Here is an 18,166-nt window from a genome sequence, read left to right on the forward strand (position 1 = left end):
CTTGCCGCCCGGCTTTTCAATTGAGTTCTTGAGCGCTAGACTATAGAAAAGCTATATGAGCAATCTCAACCTCGTGCATCTCAACGGCTTGCGGGCTCTTGAGGCGGTCGGACGCCTGGGCTCGCTGCAGGCGGCTGCCGACGAGCTCGGCGTCTCGGTGGGTGCCGCCAGCCAGCAGGTTATCAAGGCCGAAGCCCAACTCGGCCAGCCGGTCTTTCAACGCCTGCCGAAGGGCATGATGCCGGTCGATTCGGCGCGGCCCATGCTGGCCCGATTGAGCGAAGGATTCCATGCGCTGTCCGAAGCGGTGGCGATCGGCAGGCGGCAGGACGATGCGCTGCTGACCATCTCCGTCGCACCCGTGTTTGCAGCACGGTTCCTCGTCCACCGGCTCGATCGGTTCTCGAGCCTGCACCCGGAAATCCGCCTGCGCATCGACGCGACGACCAGGCTCGCCGATCTTGGTGTCGACGATATCGATCTCGGCATCCGCGTCGGGCCGGGCACCTGGCCGGGCGTCGATGCGGAGCTGCTGATCGAGCAGACGGTCTTTCCGGTCTGCTCGCCGGCGCTTGCCGAAAAGCTGAAGGAGCCGAAGGATATCCTGAAATTGCCGGCGATCATCGACGGCCCATCGATGTTTTCCTGGGAGATCTGGCTGAACGAAGCGGGACTGTCCGGCGCCGGCATGGCGACGCGGCATGTGTTCAACGATGCCTCGCTCTGCCTCGATGCGACGATTGCGGGGCAGGGCGTGATGCTCGCATGGCATACGCTGGCGACCTACGCGCTGGAACAGGGGCGGCTGGTCGAGCCGTTTTCGATCCGGGCACGCACCGGCATGGGGCATTACCTCGTCACCCGCGCCGGCGCTCGGGTGCCGGCGAAGGTGAGGGCTTTCCGGGATTGGCTGAAGACGGAACTGCCGCCGCTCACGGAAAGCCGGAAGTAAAGCGTTACGCCGGTTCGGCGGTCCGCTTGTCCCACATTGCCTTGAAGCCGGGGCGGGCCTGGGCGGCCTCGATCCAGGCCTTCAAGGCCGGGCGGCTGTCGAGCAGCGGCGCATATCCTTGCGCATAACGCACGACTTCTCCGACATTGATATCCGCCACGGTGAAACGGCCGCCGACCATGTGGCTGTTCCTGGAAAGGTGCTTTTCGAGCACGTCGAAGGGCCGCTTTAGGGTGCGGGCCGCAACCTCGATGTCGGCCTTGCCTTCTTCCGTTTCCGCCCTTCCGCCGGCGATCGTGGCGGAGATCTTCAGGGCCGGCGTCTCGACGCTGGTCGCGCCGAACAGCGACCACTGGACCATCTGGCCCTCCTCGGCAATATCCTTCGGGCCGAGGTCGCCGCCGTATTTGCGGGCGAGATAGAGCGTGATCGCCAGCGACTCGTGCAGCACGAAACCGTCATCGTCCATCGACGGGATCGAGCCCATCGGGTTGATGCTCAGGAATTCCGGCGACAGCGTGTTGACCGGGGCGCCCGATGCCATCGGCTCGGGCAGGCGGTAGCCCTGGATGATCGGAATAAGTTCGAAAGGAATACCCAGTTCCTCGATGAGCCACAGCGGCCGCGTGGCGCGCGAACGGTAAACACCATATATTTTCAGCATTAAAGTCCCTCCAGGAAATGCGAGCGCAAGCTACGGGCAGGCCGCCCAAAACGGAAGACCAATCCGCGTTGGACGATCATGAAAGTTTTCGATGAATGGTGCGGTCAAACGATCCGGTTGTTCGCGATCGTCAGATGCTTGAATCCCTGAGCCTGACCGTCTCCGCGAGCCAGTTCGGTCGTGGAAGGCGTCTTCCACCGGTGGCCGATCACCGCGCCGTCCTTCACCGCCTCGAACAGGTTGCCGGAAATCAGCGCTCCGCCGGCGCCTTCGACCACCGTCACCGCACAGCCGACCTTTGCCTGCCGGACGATGTTGTTGCTGGCGAGCACGTTGCGCAGGTATGGCCCGAAACCGAGCGCCATGCCCCAGAGCGGCACATTCTCGATGACATTGCCGGTCACCGCGGTATCCGCCTCGACGCTGATGCCGACGCCGAAGATCGCTCCGTCGAGCACATAGGGACCGGTGGGGATAAGGTTGCGGACGATATTGCCGGCGACGGTCGCAAGCCGGCCGCCTTCGTTGAAATTGACGACCGAAATACCGTTGGCCGCGCCATCAATGATATTGCCCGAGACCAACGCGCCCTCGAAGGCGAATTCCGCATAGATCGCCGTTTCGCCGGAGGCCAGGCACGTATTGTTGGCGATCTGCGCGTTCGAGGCGCTGTTGGCGCGGATCGCCGAAAAGGCCGAATGCGAAATCTGGTTGCCGATGACCATCACGTTGCCGGCCCGGAACAGGTTGATGGCGTTTCCGTACTGGCCGGTGCCGCCGTTTGTGGCGCCGATCCGAAAGATGCGGTTGCCGGAAACGATCGTGCCGTCGGCGCCCTTGGTCCAGCGATGGATGAGGATGCCGCCATTGCCGCAGTCGGAGACCGTATTGCCGGTGACCGAAAGCCCGGTGCTCTCGACCGCATAGAGGCCGTATTCGGCAGCTCCGGAAATACGGCTCCGCTCGATCCGCCCGCCGCAGCGTTCGAGTTGCACTGCGGTCCTGCGCGCGCCGATGATCTCGCAATTGTCGATGACGATCTCGCTGATGCCGCGCATGGTGACGAGCGCCGGGCTCTGGTCGTCGAGCCCGCGGTTCGCCCCGTCGATGACGATGTTGGAAAGCTCGATGCGGCGCGCCCCGTCGGCCGTCAGCATCCGCCCGCCACCGGAATAGACGAGCCGGGAAGCCCCGGCCACGCCGGTCATGCGGGTGCCCTCGGGCAGATCGAGATTGGACACCGGGTAGTTTCCGGGTGGCAGGAAGACCGGCATGTTCTGGCGCGCCGCCTTGGCGATGATCTCCGCGAGTTTGCGGTTCTGCTTGTCGCCTCCGTCCGGGGTGACGCCGTGTGCGCCGGCATCGATCGAGCCGCGCAGATCGATCGTCGAAAAGCCCTGGGCGGCGGCGAGGACGGGCCGAGGCACGGCTCCGGCCGCCGCCGCACCCGCGATCATCGTCAATGCCGTGCGTCTCGAAATCATCCAGCGCGTCTCCCCTGCGTCAATAAAGCATTTTCCATGCCGGTCCTTTATATTGTTACTATGTTCAAAGGTTCCGATCGATTGAGTAAAAAGGCTTCTTTTGAAGCTTCAATCATGGCAATTTCACAATGATCTTAAGCAACGATAAGGAATTCTCCGCCATGCTATACGGCACTTGGCGCGAGTTCCCGCGTATTTTCTTTGGAAAATGAAAAGGAGGCACTCGGATGGCGGGACCCATGTCGCATAGCATGCCCTTGACTTTTGTCGATCCGCTGGACGAACTCTGCAGCCGCCTCCTGCGCGTTTCCGCCGACAGCGAGATAGACCTCGACATCGCACTGGCCACCCGCGAACTTGAAACCCGCACCCTTCTCGATCAGCTCCCGGACTTCATTTACGTAAAGGATCGTCGCGGCCGCTTCGTTTTTGCCAATGCCGCAGCCGGGCGCAGCAGCAAGCTGCATAAAGGCAACGATCTGATCGGCAAGACCGATTTCGATATTCTCGATCATGAAACCGCACGCGAACTGTTTCTCGTCGAACAGGAGATCATGTCGACCGGCGTGGCGATCGACGGCCGCGAGGAACGCGTCAAGCTTGGCGACGGCCGCATGCTCTGGCTCACCACCTCGAAAATGCCGCTGCGCGACGTTCACGGCCAGATCGTCGGCCTGGTCGGGATTTCACGCGACATTACCGAGCGCAAACGCCAGGACGACCGCCGGCACGGCCATGCGCGCCTTCTCGAAATGGTCGCCCGGGGCCAGCCTTTGTCGGCGGTTCTGGATGCGATCGTCAAAACGGTCGAAGAGGAACTGGACGACGTCATCGCCTCGGTCCTGCTTCTCGAAGAGGGTACGGACCGGCTGCGCCACGGCGCGGCGACCCGCCTTCCGCCCGATTATGTGAAGCTGATCGATGGCATCGAGATCGGCCCGAAGGTCGGCTCCTGCGGCACGGCCGCCTGGCGGCGCGAACCGGTCTTCGTCAAGGACGTGCTGGCCGATCCGCTCTGGGACAATTATCGCGAACTGGCTCTGAGGTTCGGCTTCCGCTCCTGTTGGTCGACGCCGATCATGAGCGCCGACGGGCTGGTGCTGGGCACGTTCGCTCTGTATTCGGATGCGCCGCGCGAACCGACCGAGCTCGAGCTCGAGTTGACGGCGATGGCGACCGACATCGCTGGCATCGCCATCGAACGCGCCCGCGCGGAGGAGCGCATCCAGCACATGGCGCATCACGATCCGCTGACCAGCCTTCCGAACCGCACCCTGTTCTGGGCGCAGTTCAGCCGTGCCCTGCATGAGGCCCGCCGCGAGAAACGCAAGGTAACGGTCGCTTATCTCGACCTCGACAATTTCAAGCAGATCAACGATACGCTGGGGCACGCAGCCGGCGACGAGGTGTTGAAAACGCTGTCGTGGCGCATGGTCAACTGCGTCCGCGTCACCGATCTTCTGGTTCGCCTTGGCGGCGACGAGTTCGCGATCGTCTTCAGCAATGTCAGCCAGGACGAACTCGGCCTGGTACGCCGGCTTCAGGAATTGCGCACCGCGATCTCGAAACCGATCGTCATCGACGGCAAGAGCGTCACCGCCACCTGCAGCATGGGCGTCGCCTTCTTCCCGCAGGACGGCGATACGCCGGAAGAACTGCTCGCCCGCGCCGACCGCGCCATGTACGAAGCCAAGGATCTGGGCCGAGACCGCCTGCGTGTGTCGCAAGTCCCGGGCGATGGTCTCGGCATTTAGGCTTCCGTATCAGGATGGCGTTACCGAGAGATTGCCGGACTAACCAATAGCCCTGTTTGTGCAGTTCTTCGGTTGCCGCTTCGAGCGCTGTCGGAAGCTTATGGCGTCGCCTGAGGCGCCTCGGGAAGCTCGCCTTCCGGCAGTTTTTCCGGCGTCACGAAAGCCTCCTCAAAACCCGACACGAACTTTTCGAACAGCACCGAAAAGGCGTTGAGTTCGTCTTCCGGCCAGTCCTCCAGGACGCGTGCCAGCAGCGTGCGTTTGACGGCGCGGATCTCGGCCAGCAGGCTGTCGCCGAATTCGGTGCGCACCACCAGCGAGCGGCGGCCGTCCGCCTGCGAAGCGTCGCGGCGCAGGATGCCGCGGGCGACGAGATCGGCGACCAGCCGGCTGCCGCGCGAGGGGTCGATGCGCATCGCCTCGGCGATAGCACCGACCGTCACCTCGCCCTCGATCCGGCGCATCACGTCCAGCACATCGAGATGCGAGATTTCCAGCCCCGGAGCGATATTGGCGATCGCCGTGCGGCCGATGATCCGCCGGCCGATCAGGATCCGCATCCGTCCCAGCGTTTCGCTCACGCGGGCCACGTCCTCGGGGGAAGGCGAGGCGGCAGCGGGTTTCTTTTTCAAAAGGCTCTTCGTCGTCATGGCATGAAACATATCAAAGCCCATGAGGCTTTCCAACCGTTCTTTGCACTGCGCATCGGAGTGCGGTTGACAATTATATGCTGAAGGCACATAAATTTGGGACACTTTGGATTGACCTATGGATATGACCCGTCCGGCCCATGTGCCGCTTGTCGCCAACCACCGCCAGCGGTTGGTGATCTTCTGCTTTTTGCTGACGGCGCTGTTCATGGCGACGCTGGACAACCAGATCGTCTCGACCGCGCTGCCGACGATTATCGGCGAGTTCGGCGAACTGGAGCGTTTCGGCTGGGTCGGTTCGGCCTATCTTCTCGCCAGCAGCACCTCGATGCCGATCTACGGCAAGCTCGGCGATCTGTTCGGCCGCAAATACGTGATGCTGGCGGCGATCGTCATCTTCACCGTCGGTTCGCTGACCTGCGGGCTTGCCTGGTCGATGGATTCGCTGATCGCCTCGCGCGTGCTGCAGGGCTTTGGCGGCGGCGGCATCATGGTATCGATCTTCTCCATCAATGCCGACCTGTTCGAGCCGCGCGAGCGGGCGAAATACCAGAGCTATTCGAGCCTGGTGATCATGGCCTCCGGCAGCCTCGGCCCGCTGCTCGGCGGCACGATGAGCGAACTGTTCGGCTGGCGGTCCATCTTCCTGATCAACCTGCCGGTCGGCATCGTCGCGGTCACCGGCATTTCGCTTCTGCTTCCCTATCGCCGCCCGATCCGCAAGCCGAAGATCGATTATCTCGGTGCCGTCCTGCTGGCGGGAACCGTTGCGAGCATCGTCGTCTGGGCTGACAGCGTCACGTTGTTCGGTTCACTGGTCGCCTGGCAGTCGATGGTCGTCGTGGCGGTCGGCACCCTCTGCGCCATCCTCTGGGTCATCGTCGAGGGGAAGGTGCCCGAGCCGATCGTGCCGCTGAAACTCTTCCGCGATTCGACCTTTTCGTTGTTCCTGATCGTCTCCTTCTGCACCGGTGCGGTCGCGATCGGCATGGCGAACTATTTTGCGCTCTTCCTGCAGACGACCACCGGCCTGTCGCCGACGACCGCGAGCTTCTGCTTTGTCGCCACGACCCTCGGCATCGTCATCGGCTCGATCTCGACCGGCCGGCTGATCTCGATCACCGGCCGCTACAAGCCGTTCACGCTGATCGGCCTGTCGCTGAATATCGTTGCCCTCTTCATCTTCTCGCAGCTTCCGGTCGGAACCCCGATCTATGTCATCCTCGGCTTCATGCTGATGCAGGGGTTGGCGATCGGCTTCGGCCAGCAGGCGCCGATCATCGGCGTACAGAATTCGGCCCCCCGCGAGGACGTCGGCGCGGCAACCGGTGCTGTGACGCTGATGCGCATGGCCGGCGCCTCGATCGCCATCTCGGTCTATGGCGCGATCGTCGCCGCCGGCATCCGAGGCGTCGGCACCAGCATTCCGGGCGTCGAGGATATCGGCTCGCTGACGCCGCTGATGATGCTCGCATTGCCCGAGCCGTCGCGGATCGCGGTCCACACGCTCTACACCGAGGCCTTCACGCCCGTGTTCCTGGCCGGCAGCGCCATGGCCTTCATCGGCCTCATCGCCGCCCTGATGCTGAAACCGGTCCGTTTGCCGCAGGCGGTGATGGCCGAAAACAAGCCGGCCGCCGCCTCGGAGTGATCTGGCGCGGCGGCGTTTTTGCCCTATCTTCAAGGGCATGAAACCAGAGGCGCTGCTTCATCCCACCCCGGCCGGGCTGTTCTGTCCCATCGGCCGTTTCCATGTCGATCCGGTCCGTCCCGTCGAGCGGGCGTTGATCACCCACGGCCATTCCGACCACGCCCGCGCCGGCCATGCGAAGGTCCTGGCGACCCGCCAGACGCTCGACATCATGCGGCTGCGCTACGGCGAGGATTTTTGTGGCGAGGAGCAGGCAGCCGCTTTCGGCGAGGAGATCGATGTCGACGGTGTGCGGGTGAGCTTCCACCCCGCCGGCCACGTGCTCGGCTCGGCCCAGATCGCCATCGAGAAGGACGGTCTGCGGATCGTGGTTTCGGGCGATTACAAGCGCGGCGTCGACCCCACCTGCGCCTCCTTCGTGCCGGTCGCTTGCGACGTCTTCATCACCGAAGCGACCTTCGGTCTGCCGGTTTTCCACCACCCGGACCCGAAAGACGAGATCGACAAGCTGCTGACCTCGCTGAAGCAGTTCCCCGAGCGCAGCCATCTCGTCGGCGCCTATGCGCTCGGCAAGGCGCAGCGGGTGATCCGGCTGATCCGCGATTGCGGGTATTCCGAGCCGATCTTCATCCATGGCGCCTTGGCAAAACTCTGCGATTATTATGTCGGCCAGGGCATCGATCTCGGCGACATAAGACCCGCGACCATCGAGAAAAGCAGCCCCGACGCCTTCAAGGGCGCCGTCATCGTCGGCCCGCCCTCGGCCTTCCAGGATCGCTGGGCACGCCGTTTCAACGAACCGCTGATCGCCTTTGCCTCCGGCTGGATGATGGTGCGCCAGCGCGCCAAGCAAGGGGGCGTCGAACTGCCGCTGGTCATCTCCGATCACTGCGATTGGCCGGAACTGCTGTCGACCATCGAGGAGATCGGCCCATCCGAAGTCTGGGTGACGCACGGCCGCGAAGAGGCGCTGGTGCGCTGGTGCGAACTGAAGAACATTCCCGCCCGGCCGCTGCATCTGGTGGGTTACGAGGATGAGGGGGATTGAGGGAGATGGACAATATTCGTTGTGCCACCAGTACCCCTCTCTGCCCTGCCGGGCATCTCCCCCTCAAGGGGGGAGATCGGCAAGTGGTATGGCCATCGCCATTCTTCAAAGATAAAACCCCTCCCCAACCCCTCCCCACAAGGGGGAGGGGCTTCGGTGCCACGCGTTTCCGTCGAGATCGAGGCAAGGCATTGCCACGAGTCTTCTCCCCCCTTGTGGGGGAGATGGCCGGCAGGCCAGAAGGGGTCTTTCTTGAGAAGGCGGCCACCCCATGAAACCCTTCGCCACTCTCCTGGACCGCCTCGTCCTCACTCCGTCCCGAAACGGCAAGCTCACCCTTCTCGCCGACTATTTTCGCGATACGCCCGATCCCGACCGCGGTTATGGCCTTGCCGCTCTCGCCGGCGGGCTCGATCTGAAAAGCGTCAAGCCGGCCATGCTGCGCGACCTCGTGCTGGAACGCATGGACCCCGTCCTCTTCCAGTATTCCTACGATTATGTCGGCGATCTCGCCGAGACCATTTCGCTCGTCTGGGACGGTACCCGCAAGGACGAAATCGATGACGACCACCAGCCGCGCCTGAGCGAAGTCGTCACCAGAATGAACTCTCTCGGCCGCACCGAGGTGCGCTCCGCCGTCCGCGACCTGCTCGACAAGCTCGATCCATCAAGCCGTTTCGCCTTCCTGAAACTCGTCACCGGCGCGCTCCGCATCGGTGTCTCCGCCCGCCTCGCCAAACAGGCGCTGTCGGATATGAGCGGCACCGGGGAAAACAAAAGGGACGTCACCGAGATCGAGACGCTCTGGCACGGGCTGACGCCGCCCTACGAACCGCTCTTCGCCTGGCTGGAGGGTCGGGCGGAAAAGCCGGTTCTGGCGACGCCGGCGATCTTCCATTCGGTCATGCTCGCCAATCCGGTCGAGCCCGGCGATCTCGAAAAGCTTGATCCCGCCGATTACGCCGCCGAATGGAAATGGGACGGCATCCGCGTCCAGATGTCGAGCTACGGCGGCACCAAAAAACTCTATTCCCGCTCCGGCGACGACATAACCGGCGCCTTCCCGGATGTCGTTCAGTCGATCAATTTCGAGGGCGTCATCGACGGCGAACTCCTGGTCGGCGGCACCGCCCGCTCCAACAATCCGACGCGCACCTTCTCCGACCTGCAGCAGCGGCTGAACCGCAAGACGGTGACGGCCAAGATGCTCGACGACTATCCCGCCTTCGTGCGCGCCTACGACCTGCTGTTCGAAAGCGACCTGGATATCCGGGCCGAGAGTTTTCTCGAACGCCGCAGACGCCTCGGCGACATCATCCAGCGGGCGCCGCATGACCGTTTCGATCTTTCCGATCTCGTGCCCTTCACCACCTGGGACGAGCTCGACCGCATCCGCATCGCCCCGCCCGATCCGGTCATCGAAGGGGTGATGATCAAGCGAAAGGACAGCCCATACCAGGCCGGCCGCCTCAAGGGGCCGTGGTTCAAGTGGAAGCGGGACCCCTACAATATCGACGCGGTGATGCTTTATGCCCAGCGCGGCCACGGCAAGCGGTCGAGCTATTATTCCGACTTCACCTTCGGCGTCTGGGCCGAAACGCCTGATGGCGAGGAACTGGTGCCGGTCGGAAAAGCCTATTTCGGCTTTACCGATGCGGAGCTCGAAGTGCTCGACAAGTTCGTGCGCGACAACACGGTCGACCGTTTCGGGCCGGTCCGGGCGGTGCGTGCGGAACCGGATTTCGGTTTCGTGCTGGAAGTCGCCTTCGAGGGCATCAACCGCTCGACCCGCCACAAGTCGGGCGTCGCCATGCGCTTTCCGCGGATCGCCCGCCTGCGCCAGGACAAGCTGCCGCGCGACGCCGACCGGCTGGCGACGCTCACGGCAATGGTGGAGGCACGCGAGGGTTGAATGTAGCCAAATTCGCCTATCTAAACCGCGATATTGCAGATCTTGGTTCCTGGGGGATAACCACATGACGAAATCGAGCTTTGTCATCAAGTGCATTGTCGCGCTCATCGGCTGCGTCGCAGCGGCTTATGTCGGCCAGGAACTTTTGGGCGGCGCCGCTCTCGGATGGGTGGTCGGCGGCGCTGTTCTTGGCGTGACTGCCGGACCGTTTCTTCAGGCGCTCGTTCAGTGGCGCAAGGAGAAGGATGCGATGCGCGCGAAGAAGCTGTAGGCAATCCAAGCCTCGGGTTTTCCTATGAAGTTCGCGAATGAGTGAATGGACAGCGTTTCCTGCAAATGCTGATATCGGCCCGGCGAAACGCTCTTCAGGCTCATCACATATGACAGATCATCGCATTCTTCCTTCCCGAAATCTCATGGAAGACGGCGGTCTGACCCGCCGTGCCCTGCTGGCTGGCGCCGCCGGCCTCTCGGTTGCAGCCATGCTGCCGACCGCGGCCCGCGCTGAGTTTCCCGTTCCGGAGGTTCCGCCGCTCGAAAAGCAGGATTACGGCGATGCCCGCCGGCATTTCCACACCAACCTCATTCGCAAGGGCCCGTCCCCGGAACAGTCGCCCCCGCTCGGCACGCCCACCGGTTCGAAGAAGGTGATGTATCGCGGCGGACCGGACGGGTCGATCGAACTGATCGCCTGGATTTCGCCCTATGAGCCTTCCGCGAAACTGAAGCCCGCGGTCCTTTTCCTGCATGGCGGCAACGCCACCGGCGACGGCCATTGGGAACTGATGAAGGCCTATTGGGAAGCGGGTTACGTCGTCATGCTGCCCTCGTTCCGCGGCGAAAATGGCCAGGCCGGCAATTATTCGGGCTTCTACGACGAGACTTCGGACGCGCTGGCGGCAGCGGCCTATCTGGAGCAACTGCCGGGGATCGACAAGAACCGCTTCTTCCTCGCCGGCCATTCGAATGGCGGCACGCTGGCGCTGCTCGCCTCGATGACGCGAAAGTTCCGCGCCTCCGCGCCGATCTCGGCGGGCGTCAATTCCTGGCGTTATTTCGGCCGGTTCGAGCGGGAAGTGCGTTTCGACGAGAGCGACCAGAAGGAATTCATCATGCGCTCTTCGGTCTGCTTCGGACACAGTCTCAAATGCCCGACGCTCCTGCTGCGCGGCACCGAGGAGCGGCCCTTCGACGCCGATCACCGGCTGCTGATGGATCGGGCGAAATCGGCCGGCGTTGAGATCGAGGCCAAGCTCCTGCCCGGCAACCACAACGGCGTTGTGCCGGGCGCGGTCGCCGAAAGCATCCGCTTCTTCAACCAGGTCACGGGTTAAGGCCGAGCCTTCGCCGGAGCGCATGTATGAGCGGCAGTGACAGAATGGATTTGGGCGGGCCGATCATCGTCTTCGATGCGATGTGCGTCCTGTGTTCGGCCAACGCCCAGTTCGTGCTTCGGCACGATCGCGCCGCAAGGTTCCGCCTGGCGTCGATGCAGGGCGAGGTCGGCACGGCGCTTTACCGTCGGTGCGGGATCGACCCCGAAAACCCCGAAACCATGATCGTGGTGGATGGGCAGAGCGTCCTGCGCGACAGCGATGCGGTTCTGGCAATCTATGAAGGGCTCGGATGGCCCTGGAAGGCGCTGTCGATCGTCAGGCTGGTGCCGCGGTTCATTCGCGATCCGCTTTACCGCCTGATCGCCAGAAATCGCTATCGCATCTTTGGACGGCGAGAGGCCTGCTGGCTTCCGTCACCGGAACAGGCCCGCCGCATCCTGTGAAGAGGGTGTCGTAAGAATTACCCGAACATCAGCGACCGGTGCGTCCCCGCGCCCGCCATGGCGCCGTCGCCGACGGAGATCGCCACCGAGCCCGCCGCGCGGGCTGCATCGCCGCAGGCGAAAACGCCGGGAATGCTGGTCTGCTGGGTCATGTCGGTGCGGATGAATTTGCCGACCGGGCCGTCCTCCAGGGCGCAGCCGAGCTGTTCGGCAATGGGACTTGCCAATTCCGTTCGGGACAGCACGAAAAGTCCGACAAAACTCAAGGCCCGGCCATCCTGCAGCAGGATTTCGGCATGGCCGCCGATCGACGAGATCGGGGTTTCCTCGATGGTGACGCCGCGCGCCGCCAACTGGCCGGCCTGTTCCTCGTCGGGCCGGAACACATCGTTGAGCAACAGGGTGGTCGGTCCCCAGTCGGGCAGCATCAGCGCGTGATGCATCGACATGGCGGAGACGCCGATCACGCCGACCTGTCCGCGGTTCAATTCGTAACCGTGGCAATAGGGGCAATGAAAGACGCTTTTGCCCCACCGGTCGAGCAGGCCGGGGGTCTCGGGCAGGTGGTCCCTGACACCCATGGCGAGCACGAGCCGTTTCGCCGCAAGCTCTCTGCCCCCTGATGTCACCGAGAAACCGGCGTCGCTTTTCCGGGCGTTGTCGGCCCGTGCGTCGAGCCATTCGACGGTCGGATAGGCCATCAGCTGGGAGCGGGCCTCGCCGGCTATGATCTCCGGCCGTTCCCCGTCGCGGGTGAGGAACCCATGAGAAGTCTCGGCAAAACGGTTTCTGCGGTGGCCGTCGTCTATGACGAGGACGCGCCGCCGGGCGCGGGCGAGCTGCAGGGCGGCGGAGAGGCCGGCATAGCTGCCGCCGATGACGATCGCTTCGTAATCCATGCGAAATCCTCCTCATGAGTCTTGAAACAACATAAGTTACATGATGGCGTGCGGTCAATAGGTTCGTAACTTATGTTGTTGCGAATGAGTGCGCGTGTTAGGAATGCACGGCCGATAACGCCTAGGGAGCGCCGCGATGAGACACGACAGCCGCCTGTCCCGCATGCTGCATGTGCTGATCCATATGGATCGCCACGAAGGCGCGGCCACGTCGGAAACCATTGCCGCGATGCTCAACACCAATCCGGTCGTGGTCCGCCGCACCATGGCGGGGCTCCGGGAGAAGGGCTATGTGAGCTCGGAAAAGGGCCATGGCGGCGGCTGGAGACTGGGTCGCCCCCTGTCGGAAATGACGTTGCTCGATATCTACGAAGCGGTCGGCGAGCCTGCAGTCTTTGCGGTCGGCCCTGCCTGCGACCAGCCGGCATGCCTGGTGGAGCAGGCGGTCAATGCAGCCCTTTCCGAAGCTTTCGAGGAGGCCGAAAAGCTGCTTCTCGGCCGCTTCGGCCAGGTGACACTGGCAGATATCGCCCGCGACTTCGATGCTCGCATGGCACGCCATCCGGCATTGGCGGCCCATGCCGGTGCCGGCTGGCACGCATGAGCGGTTCCACCAGCTTCGCGCCAGCCGCATCTGCCATTGTCGGCGGGACTTCATCTGCTGGAAGCGGGTTCCCATGCCATTCTCCTTTCGACCTTTCCGCCGACCCCTTGGCCTTTCCGTCATGCTCACCGCGTCCGTGGCGCTCAGTGGCTGCCAGATTCCCTTGGTCACCGATACCAGCCGCATGAACCCGGACGTCTTCGTGCAGCAGACGGCGCCGGTCTTCAACGTCGCGCCCTATGCCGATCCGCCGTCAAACCAGCCGCCTCCGATGCCGGGCGCCATTCCGCACAAGCGCCAGCTCTATCCGTCGACTTTCCACCAGACCTATGGACTGCCGGTTTCCAATCCGGTCCACCGGGCCATGTACGGCGTCATCCGCGACGACGGCCACACGCTTCCGGCCATCCCCTATTCGCGAATCGATGCCCGGTATCTGCGCCAGGACGTCGATTACCGCACCAGCGAAGCGCCGGGCACGATCGTCGTCGATACCAGGGAACGTTACCTCTATCTCGTGCAGCCGGGCGGCAAGGCGATCCGCTACGGCGTCGGCCTCGGCAAGGCCGGTTTCTCGTGGCAGGGCCGCGGTGTGATCCAGCGCAAGGCGGAATGGCCGCGCTGGACGCCGCCGGACGAGATGGTCGCCCGCCAACCGGACCTGCGTAAATTTTCGGCCGCCGAGGGCGGTGCCAATCCGGGCCTCAACAATCCGCTTGGCGCCCGCGCGCTCTATATCTTCAAGGATGGCGAGGACACGCTCTACCGCGTGCACGGCACGCCGGACTGGCAGTCCGTCGGCAAGCAGACCTCGTCGGGCTGCGTGCGCATGCTCAACCAGGATGTCATCGACCTCTTCGACCGCGTGCCTTCGGGCACGGCGATCGTGGTCATCTGACCACGGAAACATTCTCTTCGATGAGCGGAAAGAGCGGCGTTGCCGCTCTTTTTTATTCGTCATCTCAAGGGTTTGAACCGCCGTGTAAATCTCGTGAATAGTTGATTAAGGACCGCAGACCTATCCTCCAGCTCAGGGAGCGAGTCGGAACCTTTCGACCGCCCTGCCGTTAAAGAGCGATTTTGCTGTTCCCTGCGTTTTACTATTGAGCGGTCCTGCCTCAGATGATCCTGAACCCTTCCTTTTCCCGCCGGAGTTTTTTGTCTCTCCTCGGCGCGGGCGCCGCCTCCACGCTTGCCGGCTGTGCCTCGTCCGTGCCGCGCCCGCTGGCGACGACGGTTGCCTTTCGTCCGGAGCCTATTGAAGGCCCCTCGTCGGAACTGGATGTCATGTACGGCACCGTGGTCGACGGCGGTTTCGTCATCCCGGCAATCCCCTATCGCCAGGTCAACCCGCGCTATTATCGCCAGCAGGTCGTCGATCCGACCGGCGAACGCCCCGGCACGGTGGTGGTCGACACGGCCTCCCGCTTCCTCTACCTCGTCGAGCCGGGCGGCACTGCCATGCGCTACGGCGTCGGCATCGGCCGCGAGGGCTTTGCCTGGCAGGGCGAGGGCGTCATCCAGTGGCGGCAGAGATGGCCGAAATGGACGCCGCCGGACGAGATGGTCGCGCGCCAGCCGGAACTCACCAAATATTCGGCAAAGAACGGCGGCATGCCGCCCGGCCTTCTGAACCCCCTCGGCGCCCGCGCGCTCTACATCTTCCAGAACGGCAAGGACACGCTCTACCGCCTGCATGGCTCGCCGGAATGGAATTCGATCGGCACCGCCGCGTCGTCCGGCTGCGTGCGGCTGATGAACCAGGATATCATCGACCTCTACGACCGCGTGCCGGAAAAAGCGCGCATCGTGGTGTGGCAGTAGGCTTTTCTGTCACAGAGGGCTGCTATCAACCCGGCCTGATCCGCCGTGCCGGGAGGTTTACATGGTTGAAATCGATGTCCCTCTCGTCAGAGGGCTGGTCGCCGAACAATTCCCCGAATGGGCGGGCCTGGACGTGCGGCCGGTCGCGAACGGCGGCTGGGACAACCGCACCTTCCACCTCGGCGACACCATGTCGGTCCGCCTGCCGAGCGCCGAACGCTACGTCGCGCAGGTGGAGAAGGAGCACCGCTTCCTGCCGGCGCTTGGCCCCCGATTGCCGCTTCCCATTCCCGTGCCCCTCGGGCTCGGAAAGCCGGGCAAGGGTTATCCCTGGCCCTGGTCGGTCTATGCCTGGATCGCGGGTGACCGGTCCAGCCTCCGGACGATTGCCGACCTCACCGTTTTTGCGGAGGACCTCGCGGATTTCCTCCTGGCGCTCTGGAAAATCGACGCATCCGACGGCCCGCCGGCCGGCACCCATAACTTTTTCCGCGGCGGATCGTTGGAAGTCTATGACGCGGAGACGCGCCGCTCGATCGACATCCTCTCCGGCGAAATCGATGTGCCGCTGATCACCGAAATATGGGAACGGGCGCTCGCCTCGACCTGGAAGGACAGGCCGGTCTGGCTGCATGGCGACGTCGCCGAGGGCAATCTCCTGGTGCGCGACGGACGGCTTGCCGCGGTGATCGATTTCGGCAGTTCCGGGACCGGCGACCCGGCCTGCGACCTCGTCATCGCCTGGACCCTGTTCGACGAACCGGCGGCCCGCGCTTTCCGCAATCGTGTGGGGTTCGACGCCGAGACCTGGGAAAGGGCGGGTGGCTGGTGCCTGTGGAAGGCGCTGATCACGGTTGCCGGCGAACCCGGAACGAACCCGCTGGTCAGAGAACAGCATCGCCGCTGGATCGACCGGATCGTCGCGGATCGCCTAAGCCGAACCTGATCTCTGCGGGAACCACCTCGGAACTTTGTCGTTACTTTGCGCGGGGCGTTCTGGAGGAAGCCATGCAGCAGCATTCACTATGGCGTGCGTATAGTTACGCCTGGATAACCTTGGCATTTTTCGCTTTCAGTCTTGTCGGGCATTGGCTGTTCGGCTGGTTTGCCTTCGTGCAGGAACAGGCCGAGCACGGACAGCCGGTCGAATTTTCCCCCTATCTGACGGAAATGTTGCGCGACACTTTTGAAAACTGGCAGTCGGAATTTTTGCAGCTGCTCTGGCAGGTCGGGGGCCTGGCCTTCTTCCTGTTCCTGGGCTCGCCGCAATCGAAGGAAGGGTCCGACCGGCTGGAGGCGAAGATCGACGTTATCCTCCGCAAGGTGGATCCCGTCGATGGCGAAGGTGTGATCCGGGACCTGGACGAGCAATATTCGGGCCGCCATACCGACGAACCTGAAGCCCACAAGCCGTGAGCCCGACGGCTTCATTGCAATCTGGTGACGACCGGCCTCGGCCGGTCATGGAGGTCTGTCAAGCAGAGGGCAATGGGTCTTTTTCGCTTCCCGCCTTGGTCAGCCTCTGCTTCAGCGCGATCAGTTCGTCGCGCAGCGCCACCGCCTCTTCGAAACTGCAGCCGACAGCCTTGCCGATCGCACCGGCGACGCCCGCCGCCTGGGTTTTCAGCTCCGTTCCCTTTTTCGTCAGCGAAATCCTCACCAGCCGCTCGTCGTCGCGGTCGCGCTTGCGGGCGACGAGGCCGGATTGCTCGAGCCGCTTGAGGAGAGGGGAGAGCGTGCCGGAATCCAGCCCCAGCCGGTCGCCGATCGCCTTTACCGGCTGGTCGTCCTCCTCCCACAGCGTGATCATCACCAGGTATTGCGGATAAGTGAGCCCGAGCGGCTCGAGCAGCGGCTTGTAGGTGCGTGTGAAGGCATGCGCCGCGCCGTAGATCGCAAAGCACAGCTGCGCATCGAGTTCGATCTCGAAATTATCCGCGTTGCTCGCTTTTTTCTGCATGGCCGGTCCTGTCTTCACGTGCCTGTGCTCTATCTTTTTCGAGCAAACGCATTTTCGCAGGCTTGACGGGAAAATGCAATGCGCGTAATTAGATTGTGCGCAATTGAATTGCGGACAATATTTATCACCCAGGACTAGAACCAAGGGAGTTAGACCCATGCCTATTCTCTACACCACCAAGGCTTCCGCCACCGGCGGCCGCGCCGGCCATGGCGCCTCCGAAGACGGCGTCCTCGACGTCACGCTGACGGTTCCGAAGGAACTCGGCGGCGACGGTGCCCGCGGCACCAACCCGGAACAGCTTTTTGCCACCGGTTATTCCGCCTGCTTCCTCGGTGCGCTGAAATTTGTCGCCGGCAAGGAAAAGGTAAAGATCCCGGATGACGCCAAGGTGACGGCGACTGTCGGCATCGGCCCTCGCGAAGACGGCGGCGGTTTCGGCATCGAAGTATCGCTTCTGGTCAGCATCCCGGGCGTCGAACGGTCGGTTGCCGAAGACCTCGCCGCCAAGGCCCACATCGTCTGCCCCTATAGCCACGCGATGCGCACCTCGACCGAAGTGCCGGTCACGGTCGCCTGAGGCAGGTCTTTCAGGAAGCGGCTCCGGCCGCTTTCTTTTGTTTGCTGTCCGGCGACGACCGTGCCGCGCGATAGGCGGCCGTTGCCCAATCGTTGAGCCGGTCGTCATCGTCGAGCACATCGGCCGGCACCTCGTAGTAGCTCGCGACAAGGACATTCCGGGCGGATGTCTTGTAGGAAAAGGGGCGCGAGTCCAGCGCTTCGAACTGCGGCCGACTTTCATCGTCTACGCGAAAATACAGCGAGTTCTTCATCACGAAGCCGATTTGTGCACCGCCGACGCGTATCGCGGCGCCGGCAAAATAGCGGGTCACCGTGGCAGGCTCGACCGACGTCAGCCGATCCGCAATGTCTAAAGCCATCTGGCGTGAGGTCGAAAGGGACATGGGTTCTCGGAATTCGAGG

20 protein-coding genes are annotated in these 18,166 nt (G+C 63.2%); 14 read left to right on the forward strand and 6 right to left on the reverse strand.

Translation table 11 applies throughout. From position 1 onward, the window contains the following. The first annotated feature begins 55 nt into the window (after positions 1-55). Positions 56-952 (forward strand): LysR substrate-binding domain-containing protein, encoded by an 897-nt coding sequence (locus tag ACSQ3G_RS02940; RefSeq protein ID WP_436108981.1) that lies wholly within the window; start codon positions 56-58, stop codon positions 950-952. Between the two features lie 4 nt (positions 953-956). Here ACSQ3G_RS02940 and ACSQ3G_RS02945 read toward each other — a convergent pair whose 3' ends face one another. Together ACSQ3G_RS02945 and ACSQ3G_RS02950 are read right to left on the reverse strand one after the other, a co-directional pair. Next, entirely contained in the window at positions 957-1,616 is a 660-nt protein-coding gene (locus ACSQ3G_RS02945; protein WP_436108982.1) for a glutathione S-transferase family protein, read from the reverse strand. 104 nt (positions 1,617-1,720) lie between these two features. Further along, a complete protein-coding gene (locus ACSQ3G_RS02950; RefSeq protein ID WP_436108983.1) occupies positions 1,721-3,100 on the reverse strand; it encodes a TIGR03808 family TAT-translocated repetitive protein in 1,380 nt (459 codons plus the stop codon). A 227-nt stretch (positions 3,101-3,327) separates the two neighbouring features. On the opposite strand from ACSQ3G_RS02950, the gene ACSQ3G_RS02955 reads away from it, so the two are divergent. Next, positions 3,328-4,854 carry a sensor domain-containing protein gene (locus ACSQ3G_RS02955; RefSeq protein WP_436108984.1) on the forward strand — a complete coding sequence of 509 codons (1,527 nt, stop codon included), beginning with the start codon at positions 3,328-3,330 and terminating at the stop codon, positions 4,852-4,854. Positions 4,855-4,952: 98 nt separating this feature from the next. Here the strand turns inward: ACSQ3G_RS02955 and ACSQ3G_RS02960 are convergent, their stop codons facing one another. Further along, on the reverse strand, positions 4,953-5,504 hold the full coding sequence (locus ACSQ3G_RS02960; RefSeq protein WP_436111657.1) for a MarR family winged helix-turn-helix transcriptional regulator: 552 nt from the start codon (positions 5,502-5,504) through the stop codon (positions 4,953-4,955). A 118-nt stretch (positions 5,505-5,622) separates the two neighbouring features. Here ACSQ3G_RS02960 and ACSQ3G_RS02965 point away from each other — a divergent pair, with 118 nt between their 5' ends. From ACSQ3G_RS02965 to ACSQ3G_RS02990, 6 genes are all read left to right on the forward strand, one after another. Beyond that, positions 5,623-7,155: an MDR family MFS transporter gene (locus tag ACSQ3G_RS02965; protein WP_436108985.1), complete on the forward strand. Its 1,533-nt coding sequence runs from the start codon at positions 5,623-5,625 to the stop codon at positions 7,153-7,155. 37 nt (positions 7,156-7,192) lie between these two features. Next, a complete protein-coding gene (locus tag ACSQ3G_RS02970; protein ID WP_436108986.1) occupies positions 7,193-8,203 on the forward strand; it encodes a ligase-associated DNA damage response exonuclease in 1,011 nt (336 codons plus the stop codon). Between the two features lie 271 nt (positions 8,204-8,474). Next, positions 8,475-10,115, forward strand: a complete 1,641-nt coding sequence (locus tag ACSQ3G_RS02975) for a cisplatin damage response ATP-dependent DNA ligase (RefSeq protein ID WP_436108987.1) — start codon at positions 8,475-8,477, stop codon at positions 10,113-10,115. A 64-nt stretch (positions 10,116-10,179) separates the two neighbouring features. Next, on the forward strand, positions 10,180-10,386 hold the full coding sequence (locus ACSQ3G_RS02980; protein ID WP_436108988.1) for a hypothetical protein: 207 nt from the start codon (positions 10,180-10,182) through the stop codon (positions 10,384-10,386). A 109-nt stretch (positions 10,387-10,495) separates the two neighbouring features. Next, a complete protein-coding gene (locus tag ACSQ3G_RS02985) occupies positions 10,496-11,449 on the forward strand; it encodes an alpha/beta hydrolase family protein (RefSeq protein ID WP_436108989.1) in 954 nt (317 codons plus the stop codon). Between the two features lie 26 nt (positions 11,450-11,475). Then, positions 11,476-11,895, forward strand: coding sequence for a thiol-disulfide oxidoreductase DCC family protein (locus ACSQ3G_RS02990; protein WP_105418918.1), 420 nt, complete (start codon positions 11,476-11,478; stop codon positions 11,893-11,895). A gap of 17 nt (positions 11,896-11,912) precedes the next feature. Here ACSQ3G_RS02990 and ACSQ3G_RS02995 read toward each other — a convergent pair whose 3' ends face one another. Next, complete coding sequence (locus tag ACSQ3G_RS02995; protein WP_436108990.1) at positions 11,913-12,794, reverse strand: NAD(P)/FAD-dependent oxidoreductase; 882 nt, start codon at positions 12,792-12,794, stop codon at positions 11,913-11,915. 136 nt (positions 12,795-12,930) lie between these two features. Here ACSQ3G_RS02995 and ACSQ3G_RS03000 point away from each other — a divergent pair, with 136 nt between their 5' ends. From ACSQ3G_RS03000 to ACSQ3G_RS03020, 5 genes are all read left to right on the forward strand, one after another. Next, positions 12,931-13,398 carry an Rrf2 family transcriptional regulator gene (locus tag ACSQ3G_RS03000; protein WP_436108991.1) on the forward strand — a complete coding sequence of 156 codons (468 nt, stop codon included), beginning with the start codon at positions 12,931-12,933 and terminating at the stop codon, positions 13,396-13,398. Positions 13,399-13,519: 121 nt separating this feature from the next. Continuing rightward, on the forward strand, positions 13,520-14,296 hold the full coding sequence (locus tag ACSQ3G_RS03005) for a L,D-transpeptidase (RefSeq protein WP_436108992.1): 777 nt from the start codon (positions 13,520-13,522) through the stop codon (positions 14,294-14,296). A gap of 224 nt (positions 14,297-14,520) precedes the next feature. Further along, the gene (locus tag ACSQ3G_RS03010) at positions 14,521-15,222 is read left to right on the forward strand and encodes a L,D-transpeptidase (protein WP_105439181.1); all 702 of its coding nucleotides are present in this window, start codon (positions 14,521-14,523) and stop codon (positions 15,220-15,222) included. Positions 15,223-15,283: 61 nt separating this feature from the next. After that, positions 15,284-16,168 carry an aminoglycoside phosphotransferase family protein gene (locus ACSQ3G_RS03015; protein ID WP_436108993.1) on the forward strand — a complete coding sequence of 295 codons (885 nt, stop codon included), beginning with the start codon at positions 15,284-15,286 and terminating at the stop codon, positions 16,166-16,168. Positions 16,169-16,230: 62 nt separating this feature from the next. After that, on the forward strand, positions 16,231-16,638 hold the full coding sequence (locus ACSQ3G_RS03020; protein WP_436108994.1) for a DUF6766 family protein: 408 nt from the start codon (positions 16,231-16,233) through the stop codon (positions 16,636-16,638). 58 nt (positions 16,639-16,696) lie between these two features. Here ACSQ3G_RS03020 and ACSQ3G_RS03025 read toward each other — a convergent pair whose 3' ends face one another. After that, entirely contained in the window at positions 16,697-17,182 is a 486-nt protein-coding gene (locus ACSQ3G_RS03025; RefSeq protein WP_436108995.1) for a MarR family winged helix-turn-helix transcriptional regulator, read from the reverse strand. Positions 17,183-17,339: 157 nt separating this feature from the next. On the opposite strand from ACSQ3G_RS03025, the gene ACSQ3G_RS03030 reads away from it, so the two are divergent. Then, positions 17,340-17,762, forward strand: a complete 423-nt coding sequence (locus ACSQ3G_RS03030) for an organic hydroperoxide resistance protein (RefSeq protein ID WP_046631314.1) — start codon at positions 17,340-17,342, stop codon at positions 17,760-17,762. 10 nt (positions 17,763-17,772) lie between these two features. Here ACSQ3G_RS03030 and ACSQ3G_RS03035 read toward each other — a convergent pair whose 3' ends face one another. Next, positions 17,773-18,147 carry a TfoX/Sxy family protein gene (locus ACSQ3G_RS03035; protein ID WP_046664447.1) on the reverse strand — a complete coding sequence of 125 codons (375 nt, stop codon included), beginning with the start codon at positions 18,145-18,147 and terminating at the stop codon, positions 17,773-17,775. Between the last annotated feature and the right edge of the window lie 19 nt (positions 18,148-18,166).

Origin of the sequence: Neorhizobium tomejilense, assembly GCF_964254135.1 — a bacterium.
Classification (GTDB): Bacteria; Pseudomonadota; Alphaproteobacteria; order Rhizobiales; family Rhizobiaceae; genus Neorhizobium; species Neorhizobium tomejilense.

Coding starts and splice junctions, on each gene's coding strand:
- ACSQ3G_RS03010 (WP_105439181.1), top strand. CDS start 14,521: ATGATCCTGAACCCTTCCTTTTCCCGCCGGAGTTTTTTGTCTCTCCTC.
- ACSQ3G_RS03030 (WP_046631314.1), top strand. CDS start 17,340: ATGCCTATTCTCTACACCACCAAGGCTTCCGCCACCGGCGGCCGCGCC.
- ACSQ3G_RS02970 (WP_436108986.1), top strand. CDS start 7,193: ATGAAACCAGAGGCGCTGCTTCATCCCACCCCGGCCGGGCTGTTCTGT.
- ACSQ3G_RS02995 (WP_436108990.1), bottom strand. CDS start 12,794: ATGGATTACGAAGCGATCGTCATCGGCGGCAGCTATGCCGGCCTCTCC.
- ACSQ3G_RS03015 (WP_436108993.1), top strand. CDS start 15,284: ATGGTTGAAATCGATGTCCCTCTCGTCAGAGGGCTGGTCGCCGAACAA.
- ACSQ3G_RS03020 (WP_436108994.1), top strand. CDS start 16,231: ATGCAGCAGCATTCACTATGGCGTGCGTATAGTTACGCCTGGATAACC.
- ACSQ3G_RS03035 (WP_046664447.1), bottom strand. CDS start 18,147: ATGTCCCTTTCGACCTCACGCCAGATGGCTTTAGACATTGCGGATCGG.
- ACSQ3G_RS02940 (WP_436108981.1), top strand. CDS start 56: ATGAGCAATCTCAACCTCGTGCATCTCAACGGCTTGCGGGCTCTTGAG.
- ACSQ3G_RS02960 (WP_436111657.1), bottom strand. CDS start 5,504: ATGACGACGAAGAGCCTTTTGAAAAAGAAACCCGCTGCCGCCTCGCCT.
- ACSQ3G_RS02965 (WP_436108985.1), top strand. CDS start 5,623: ATGGATATGACCCGTCCGGCCCATGTGCCGCTTGTCGCCAACCACCGC.
- ACSQ3G_RS02945 (WP_436108982.1), bottom strand. CDS start 1,616: ATGCTGAAAATATATGGTGTTTACCGTTCGCGCGCCACGCGGCCGCTG.
- ACSQ3G_RS02985 (WP_436108989.1), top strand. CDS start 10,496: ATGACAGATCATCGCATTCTTCCTTCCCGAAATCTCATGGAAGACGGC.
- ACSQ3G_RS02980 (WP_436108988.1), top strand. CDS start 10,180: ATGACGAAATCGAGCTTTGTCATCAAGTGCATTGTCGCGCTCATCGGC.
- ACSQ3G_RS02975 (WP_436108987.1), top strand. CDS start 8,475: ATGAAACCCTTCGCCACTCTCCTGGACCGCCTCGTCCTCACTCCGTCC.
- ACSQ3G_RS02955 (WP_436108984.1), top strand. CDS start 3,328: ATGGCGGGACCCATGTCGCATAGCATGCCCTTGACTTTTGTCGATCCG.
- ACSQ3G_RS02990 (WP_105418918.1), top strand. CDS start 11,476: ATGAGCGGCAGTGACAGAATGGATTTGGGCGGGCCGATCATCGTCTTC.
- ACSQ3G_RS03005 (WP_436108992.1), top strand. CDS start 13,520: ATGCTCACCGCGTCCGTGGCGCTCAGTGGCTGCCAGATTCCCTTGGTC.
- ACSQ3G_RS03000 (WP_436108991.1), top strand. CDS start 12,931: ATGAGACACGACAGCCGCCTGTCCCGCATGCTGCATGTGCTGATCCAT.
- ACSQ3G_RS02950 (WP_436108983.1), bottom strand. CDS start 3,100: ATGATTTCGAGACGCACGGCATTGACGATGATCGCGGGTGCGGCGGCG.
- ACSQ3G_RS03025 (WP_436108995.1), bottom strand. CDS start 17,182: ATGCAGAAAAAAGCGAGCAACGCGGATAATTTCGAGATCGAACTCGAT.